The sequence below is a fragment of the Photorhabdus noenieputensis genome (assembly GCF_018448935.1).
Lineage (GTDB): Bacteria > Pseudomonadota > Gammaproteobacteria > Enterobacterales > Enterobacteriaceae > Photorhabdus > Photorhabdus noenieputensis.
In genome coordinates this window covers 1-680 of sequence record NZ_RCWC01000160.1, presented here as the reverse complement: position 1 = coordinate 680, position 680 = coordinate 1, and the positions used below count along the sequence as shown (strand labels likewise).

The 680-nt window shown below is 60.1% G+C and carries 1 protein-coding gene; it reads left to right on the top strand.

Annotated elements, in window-relative coordinates; all coding sequences use genetic code 11:
* A partial coding sequence (locus EAE91_RS23635) for an RHS repeat domain-containing protein (protein WP_479687626.1) occupies positions 1-680 on the top strand: 680 nt, incomplete at both ends.

Here is a 680-nt window from a genome sequence, read left to right as displayed (position 1 = left end):
GGCCGCAATCCCTATTTTTTCCGGCCGGCTGAACCGGACGAGATTGAGGGACCCGCTTACGCGGGGGTGGCGCGCCGGTATGAATACGATACCGCGCTGAATCTGACCGCCGCCAGTGATGACGGGCAGCAGGTCAGTTATCTCCTCAACGGCAACGGCCAGGTGATTTCGGTGGGGGAGGGCCGGACACTGCGGGAGCATTATCAGTATGATGAAACGGGTTACCCGTCAAGACGGTTTGACGGGGTGCAGGAGATTATGGGGGAAACCCTCTATCAGGAAGGCCATCGCCTGAACTGGGTGGGCTCGCACCGGTTTGTTTACGACCGGGCCGGCCGCATGCAGGAGAAACAGTTTTTAGCGGAAGGGTCCCGGCTGGCGCTGACGAAATACCGCTGGAACAGCCAGAATCAGCTGACCGGGCTGATCACCCCGGACGGGATAGCGTGGGAATATCGCTATGACGCTTTCGGGCGGCGGACAGAAAAACGGTGTATCCAGAGCGGTAAGCTGACCACGTATGTGTGGGACGGCGACGTGCCGGCGGAAATCCGCGAGTATCAGCACGGCCGGCTGAAAATGATCCGCCATCTGGTGTTTGACGGCTGGGAGCTGATAGCGCAGCAGACGCAGGCGTTTACGCTGAATCTGGACAACCGGGTGGAACTGATGGCCGGGGA